The following is a 6,908-nucleotide window of genomic DNA, read 5'->3' on the forward strand; positions in this document are numbered from 1 at the left end:
CACCCGACCCCCGTCGGCCGGACGACATACGCGACGCGATACCACCTCAAGCCTCGCCCCCGACCAAAGCCATACGACCCGAGAACACCCGAACCGAGCCGGAACACCCCCAGGCCAACGACGTACCGCACACCTCCACCGCCTCCACCGAACTCGCCTCCCAGGCCACGTCGGAAGCCGGCTCGGAGGTCCGTTCACCCACCCCGACCGGCAACTCCGCCAGGGCCGCGTCACCCCGCCCCGGCATCTCCCTGGCCCGCTCCGAGGCGTTGACCGAGCAGCGCCCGGCGCCCGCAGGCGCAGGCCCGCGCCCCGCCATGCCACCCGGCGAGCTCCCCGGCCCCGCCGTCCCGGCGGAGCAACCCCGTCGAGGACACCGCCGTACAGGAAGAGCCGCCGCAGTCGGAATCGTCGCCGCAGGCGCCGCCGTGGCGGTGTTCCTGGCGATCAACCCGGGCGGACCCGAGAAAGGCCAGGCCGGCTCCTCGCCATCACCGCCGTCACCGTCACCGTCGTCGTCCGTGTCCCCCACGGTCGAAGGCACCTCAAGGCCGCAAAGCCTCCCGCCGGGATCCCGCAGGGAGGCCGGCGGATTCGCGTGGGTGCCGCCCGAGGACTGGCGCCGGGACGTCAAGACCGGATCGGAGGTGCACTACACCTCCCCGGACGCCGAACAGGAACTCGCCGCCAAGTCGTCCCTGGCCCGCGACGACCTGATGGACTCCTGGCAGAAGTCGGAGAAGAACGCCCAGCAAGGGCAGCAGTACCGCAAGATCCGCCTGGAACGGACGACGTTCCGCGGTCACCCGGCGGTCGTCTGGGAGTACACCTTCACGCTCCAGGGCGACCCTTGGCACGCCCAGCTGCTGGGCTTCACCGTCGACGGCAAGTCGTACCAGATCAACACGTGGTACCGGCCGGACGCGGAGACGGAGGCGTTGAAGACCTACCAGAAGGTGAGAGACAGCTTCACGGTGCTGTAGGACGGCTGTAGGCACACAGGCCGGAACAAGCCGAGGGGCCTTCGGCAACGCGCACGCGTTCCCGAAGGCCCCTCGAACTCCGAACGATGCTCAGCCGGTCTTGACCTCGTCACGCGGCGCATCCGGAACGGCCGCCGCCCCGCCCGCGACCGCACGCCCCCGACCGACCTTCTCCTTCACGAAGGCCACCACCAGCACGACCGCCGCCACCAGCAGCGACAGCAGCACGGTCTGCCGGCCGTCATGCTCGGTGTCGGTCAGCATGTAGCCCAGCACGAACACGATCAGCGCGGCCGTGGCCCAGGTCAGATACGGGTACAGCCACATCCTCACGACCAGCTTCTCCGGCGCCTCGGCCTGGATGATCTTCCGCATCCGCAGCTGCGAGAAGCAGATCACCAGCCACACGAACAGCGCGACCGCACCGGAGGAGTTGACGAGGAAGAGGAAGACGGAGTCCGGGAACTTGTAGTTGAAGAAGACGGCGACGAACCCGAACACCACGGACACGAGGATCGCCGTCCGCGGCACACCCCGGTCGGTCGTCCGCGCGAACGACTTCGGCGCGTCCCCGCGCTGGCCGAGCGAGAAGGCCATACGGGAGGCGGTGTAGAGGCCGGAGTTCAGACAGGACAGCACCGAGGTCAGCACGATGAAGTTCATGATCTGACCGGCGTGCGGGATACCGAGGGAGTCGAGGGCGGCCACGTACGAGCCGTCGTCGGCGATCGACTTGCTGTCCCAGGGCAGCAGGGCAACCACGACCAGGATCGAACCGAGGTAGAAGACGGCGACACGCCAGATGATGCTGTTGGTGGCCTTGGTGACCGCCCGCTGCGGGTTCTCCGACTCACCGGCGGCCAGCGTGGCGATCTCGCTGCCCATGAAGGAGAAGACGACGAGCAGCACACCGGTGAGGATCGCGCCGGCCCCGTTGGGCAGGAAGCCGCCGTGGTCGGTGAGGTTGCTCAGCCCGGCCTGCGAGCTGTCGACGCCCGGCAGCAGCCCGAACACGGCGAGCCCGCCGATGACGATGAACGCGGCGATGGCCACGACCTTGATCCCGGCGAACCAGAACTCGAACTCACCGTAGGAGCCGACGGAGACCAGGTTGGTGGCGGTGAGCACCACCATCACGATCAGTGCCCAGCCCCACTGCGGAACGGCCGGTATCCACCCCTCCAGGATCGCCGCACCGGCGGTCGCCTCGACCGCCAGCACGACCACCCAGAAGAACCAGTACAGCCAGCCGATGGAGAACCCGGCCCAGGGCCCGAGCGCACGGTCGGCGTGGGCGGAGAACGATCCGGAGGTCGGGTTGGCGGCCGACATCTCACCGAGCATCCGCATCACCAGCACCACGAGCGTGCCGACGAGCGCGTACGACAGGAGGATGCCGGGTCCCGCGGTGGCGATACCGGAGCTGGACCCGACGAAGAGCCCGGCGCCGATGACGCCGCCGATGGCGATCATGGACAGGTGACGGTTCTTGAGTCCGGCCTGTAGGCCGTGACCGCCGGCGGCCGGTCCGGCCGTCTTCTGCTTCGGCTGCGAAGTCATGGAACGGATTTCCTTTGAGCCGTGGGGAGCGGTTCTCGTACGAGCGGTAGTGGAGCGGTGTACGAGTCGGACCAGTGAATCGGAGGAGAACGGATTCGGGAACCTTTGATTTGGGATTGTTACTTGAGGTTTCCTTGAGCTTCCATGGAGTGCGTCACACTCAACACGGTCGACACCCGGCGCTGCTGCCCCGAAACACCCGTGTCACACTCGTTCCATGCGCGTGTATCTCGGCTCCGACCATGCGGGCTTCGAACTCAAGAACCACCTCGTCGACTGGCTGAAGGCGGCGGGTCACGACCCGGTCGACTGCGGCCCCCACATCTACGACGCCCAGGACGACTACCCGCCCTTCTGCCTCCGCGCCGCGGAGCGAACGGCCGCGGACCCCGACTCCCTCGGCATCGTCATCGGCGGCTCGGGCAACGGCGAGCAGATCGCCGCCAACAAGGTGAAGGGCGTCCGCGCGGCCCTCGCCTGGAGCGATGAGACGGCGTCCCTCGGCCGCCAGCACAACAACGCCAACGTCGTAGCGGTCGGCGCCCGCATGCACACCCAGGACGAGGCCACGAAGTTCGTCGAGACCTTCCTCAACACCCCGTACTCCGGTGACGAGCGCCACACCCGCCGCATCACCATGCTGACCACCTACGAAACAACGGGCGACCTCCCCCCGATCCCCCCGCACAACCCCCAGCAGTAAGCACCACCTCACGGCTGGAGACGGCCACGTTTCAGCGCTGACCCAGCACATTTCAGCCCGTCCGGCGTTTGAGGACGAGGCCGAAGGCCGACAGCGGGGTCTGGGGCGGCAGCCCCAGCGGGGTCGAAGGGGCGGAGCCCCTTCAAGGGATGGGACGGGTAGGGGCGGCGGGGGCGAAGGCACACTGGACCAGTGACCGACACCGACCACCCCACCCCGCTGTCCCTGACCGACGTGGAAGCCATCGCCCGCACCGCCCACGCCCACCAGACCGACAAGGCCGGCCACCCCTACACGGACCACCTCAGAGCCGTAGCGGAAGGCGTACAAGACCGCGGCGGCGACGAATCCCAGATCGCCGCAGCCTGGCTCCACGACGCGATAGAGGACGACGCCCTCTCCACACAGTGGCTGGAAGACGCCCCCCTGACCCCCCGCACCAAGGCGATCGTCCACGCCGTCACCAAGCGCCCCGGAGAACCCCCCGAGACCTACGCCACCCGCATCCTCACCACCCCGGGCGCCCTCCTCGTAAAGGAGGCGGACCTGGCACACAACGCGAACCCCACCCGCCTGGCCGCCCTCGACGAACCGACCCGCAAACGACTGACCGAGAAGTACGCACACATGCGCGCACTTCTCGGCCTGACAGGAGACTGACTCTCCGCGACGTTCAGATGAGGTCAGATGAGGTCAGGCGCTGACCTTCTCCCGAGCACCCGCACCTTCCCGCTTCTCCCGCTCACGAGCCAACTCGGCCGCATCCCGCTTGAACGCCCACTCCATCTTGGGCTCCATCGCGAACCGGAACACCCGCTGCACAGGAGAAGTGCACAGCAGCGTCACACCGACAGCGGCCACGACGGAGACGAAGATCTCACCGAGCGGCCGCTGCAGCCAGCCGTGCTCGAACCACCCCTGGTAGTCCCCGGCCTTCACGAAGAACCCGTGCAGCAGATAGCCGTACAGCGTCCCCGCCCCGAGCGCCGTGAACCACATGTGTCGCCGCGGCACCCACGCGAAGAAGCAGGCCGTCAGCAGCAGCGAGCACCCGAACATCGCCAGCACCATGACGGGCCCGGCCCACCACGGCGCACCCAGCTCCTGAGCGGCGTCACGGTGGTAGAACCACGCGGTGTTCATCCGCGGCACGGCCCACCACCCGAAGCCCAGCGCCACCGCGAACACCGGCACGGCCAGGATCCGCATCGTGCGCGTACGCACCATGTGGAAGTGCTCGGGCTTCATGCACAGACCCAGCACGAAGTACGGCAGGAACTGCAGCACCCGCTGGAGGTCGAGGTCGTCACCGATCTCCGGGGTGACGGTCGCCGCCATGGCGAGGCCGAGCGCGATCGGCAACGGCCAGCGCACCATCTTCCAGATGGGGGTGGTCATCCGCCAGATGAACAGCGCGCACAGGAACCAGGTCAGGTACCACGGGTCCAGGAGGCTGATCTCCTGGCTCGGGTCCTCGTCGATCCAGCGCTTGAAGAGCGGATAGGCCGTCTCGAAGACGATGTACGGCACGGCGACGCCGGTGATCAGGCGCTTCAGCCGGTTGGGGGTCGCGTCGAAACTGCGCGAGAAGAAGCCGGAGATGATGATGAACGCCGGCATGTGGAAGGTGTACACGACGGTGTACACGGCCTCCAGGATCCGGCTGTCACCCTTGATCGGCTCCCAGCTGTGTCCTATGGCGACGAGCACGATCGCCAGGTACTTGGCGTTGTCGAAGAACGCGTCGCGCTGCTTGGCACCGCCGGACGCGGATCTCGTGTCCGCCTGAGCCTGCTGGCTGGGCTGGTTCTGCGGCGAGCGCGGACCGGGCACTCCGTCCGCGGACGACTCTGCCGGGGGAAGTGGCGCTCTGTTGTGGCCGTGCGGTCGCAGCGAGTTGTTCACAGACCCTCCCGCCGGAAGCCGGGGGAGCAGATCGAGGCCCTCGCTGCGCATGCGGGGGACGAGGCAGCATGGAACATCTGAGGCACCCTAGCGTTGCCTGTGGGATTTCGTAAAACCCGCGAGGTCATTCCCGGTTATTACGCGCGACCTCGCGTGTACAGCGAACATGCACCGGGAGAACACCTGTTGGCCACCCGTCTTGTCCGGATTCATCCGGACTAAGGGGTGCATATGGCCAGGAGATGACCCCGATGGAATGATCAACTCACGCGTAATTCGAAATACCCGCGAACACGTTGTGTGCCGATGGAAACGAACCCGCCGAATTCCCTTCGCGAGTGTGCGTCCGAAATCCTGTACGGGTGAGACGTGAGAGGTTGTCGCGTCCGGTGGACCCGCACAGATCCGGCACAGGTGTGGCGAACGAAACGTCACGTGCCGCATAGCGGGGCCCGGTTGGTGGCACGATGGTTCTGGCGGGGGTGCGCGGGGTCGCGTCCCCGGGCCGGGAGAGCGGACCGACCGAGGGTGTGATCTGTTGTGGCCATTTCGCTGTCAGTGGTGTTGCTGTTGGCGATCGTCTTGGTGGTGCTGATCCGTGGCGGATCCCTGAAGGCCGGTCCCGCCGTCGTCGCCGTGCTGTTCGGCTTCTTCCTCGCCTCGACCGGCATGGCCGACGACATCCAGAGATTCCTCAACTCGATAGCCGAGACCATCAACTCCATCCAGTTCTAGGCGCTGTCCCGGGCGCTGTTCCGGGGCCCGTGGGGTGGCCCGGAAGAGTACGGATACCCTCGTTCGTGATCGTCGAACGGTCCGGAACGGGGGAACGTACGGATGGCGCTGCGCGAGACGGACCCGGCGGAGGTGGGCGGCTACCGGATCGAGGACCGCCTCGGCTCCGGCGGCATGGGCGTGGTCTACCTCGCCCGCTCGGCCTCCGGCCGCCGCCTGGCCCTCAAGGTCGTGCACGCGCAGTACGCCGACGACGACGAGTTCCGCACCCGGTTCCGCCGCGAGGTGGCCGCCGCCCGCCAGGTCAGCGGCGCCTTCACCGCCCCCGTCGTGGACGCGGACGCCGACGCGCCGCGCCCCTGGATGGCCACGCTCTACATCCCCGGCGAGGACCTCGGCACCCACGTCCGCCGCCACGGCCCGCTGCCCCTGCCGCAGTTGCGCGAACTCGCCGCCGGCCTCGCCGAGGCCCTGCGGGACATCCACCGCGCCGGCATGGTCCACCGCGACCTGAAACCGGCCAATGTGATGCTCGCCGAGGACGGCCCCCGCGTCATCGACTTCGGCATCTCCCGCGCCACCGAGTTCGCGCCCTCCGACGTCCTCACCCAGACCGGCCGCGTGATGGGCACCCCGCCCTACATGTCCCCGGAACAGTTCTCCTCCCCGCAGGACGTGGGCCCGGCCGCCGACGTCTTCTCGCTCGGCTCGGTCCTCGCGTACGCCGCCACCGGACGCGGCCCGTTCGACAGCCCGAGCCCGTACGAGACGGCCATCCGGGTCGTCGAAGGCACGCCCGAACTCGACGACACCCCGTCCCAGTTGCTCCCCTTCATCCAGCTATGCCTGGAAAAGCACCCCAAGTCCCGCCCCTCACCTGACGCCCTGCTGAGCCTGCTGCGCGACGGCGCCCTGCCCGACCCGCGCCCCGCGGACGAGCCCCCGACCACCCCGGCGGACCCGCTCGCCCCCGCCCCCGCCGCGGCCCCCACTGGCAGGCCACGGCGGCCGGCGCCCTCATC

7 protein-coding genes are annotated in these 6,908 nt (G+C 68.3%); 5 read left to right on the forward strand and 2 right to left on the reverse strand.

The features are described from left to right. Positions 1–983 (forward strand): serine/threonine kinase C-terminal domain-containing protein (locus tag L0P92_RS40295; protein WP_505016557.1); only part of this gene is annotated, 983 nt, incomplete at its 5' end. A gap of 90 nt (positions 984–1,073) precedes the next feature. Here L0P92_RS40295 and L0P92_RS40300 read toward each other — a convergent pair. Continuing rightward, positions 1,074–2,543 (reverse strand): amino acid permease, encoded by a 1,470-nt coding sequence (locus tag L0P92_RS40300; RefSeq protein WP_234768102.1) that lies wholly within the window; start codon positions 2,541–2,543, stop codon positions 1,074–1,076. Positions 2,544–2,760: 217 nt separating this feature from the next. Between L0P92_RS40300 and L0P92_RS40305 the strand changes: the two genes are divergently transcribed. Both L0P92_RS40305 and L0P92_RS40310 read left to right on the forward strand, forming a co-directional pair. After that, complete coding sequence (locus L0P92_RS40305; RefSeq protein WP_234768103.1) at positions 2,761–3,246, forward strand: ribose-5-phosphate isomerase; 486 nt, start codon at positions 2,761–2,763, stop codon at positions 3,244–3,246. A gap of 192 nt (positions 3,247–3,438) precedes the next feature. Next, positions 3,439–3,906 (forward strand): HD domain-containing protein, encoded by a 468-nt coding sequence (locus tag L0P92_RS40310; protein ID WP_234768104.1) that lies wholly within the window; start codon positions 3,439–3,441, stop codon positions 3,904–3,906. Between the two features lie 33 nt (positions 3,907–3,939). On the opposite strand, the gene L0P92_RS40315 is transcribed toward L0P92_RS40310, so the two are convergent. Then, positions 3,940–5,151 (reverse strand): acyltransferase family protein, encoded by a 1,212-nt coding sequence (locus L0P92_RS40315; protein WP_234768105.1) that lies wholly within the window; start codon positions 5,149–5,151, stop codon positions 3,940–3,942. A gap of 540 nt (positions 5,152–5,691) precedes the next feature. On the opposite strand from L0P92_RS40315, the gene L0P92_RS40320 reads away from it, so the two are divergent. Both L0P92_RS40320 and L0P92_RS40325 read left to right on the forward strand, forming a co-directional pair. Beyond that, positions 5,692–5,886 (forward strand): hypothetical protein, encoded by a 195-nt coding sequence (locus L0P92_RS40320; protein ID WP_004001285.1) that lies wholly within the window; start codon positions 5,692–5,694, stop codon positions 5,884–5,886. Positions 5,887–5,988: 102 nt separating this feature from the next. Beyond that, the coding region (locus tag L0P92_RS40325; RefSeq protein ID WP_234768106.1) for a serine/threonine-protein kinase at positions 5,989–6,908 on the forward strand (920 nt) is incomplete at its 3' end.

Origin of the sequence: Streptomyces muensis, assembly GCF_021474425.1 — a bacterium.
GTDB classification, from domain to species: Bacteria; Actinomycetota; Actinomycetes; order Streptomycetales; family Streptomycetaceae; genus Streptomyces; species Streptomyces muensis.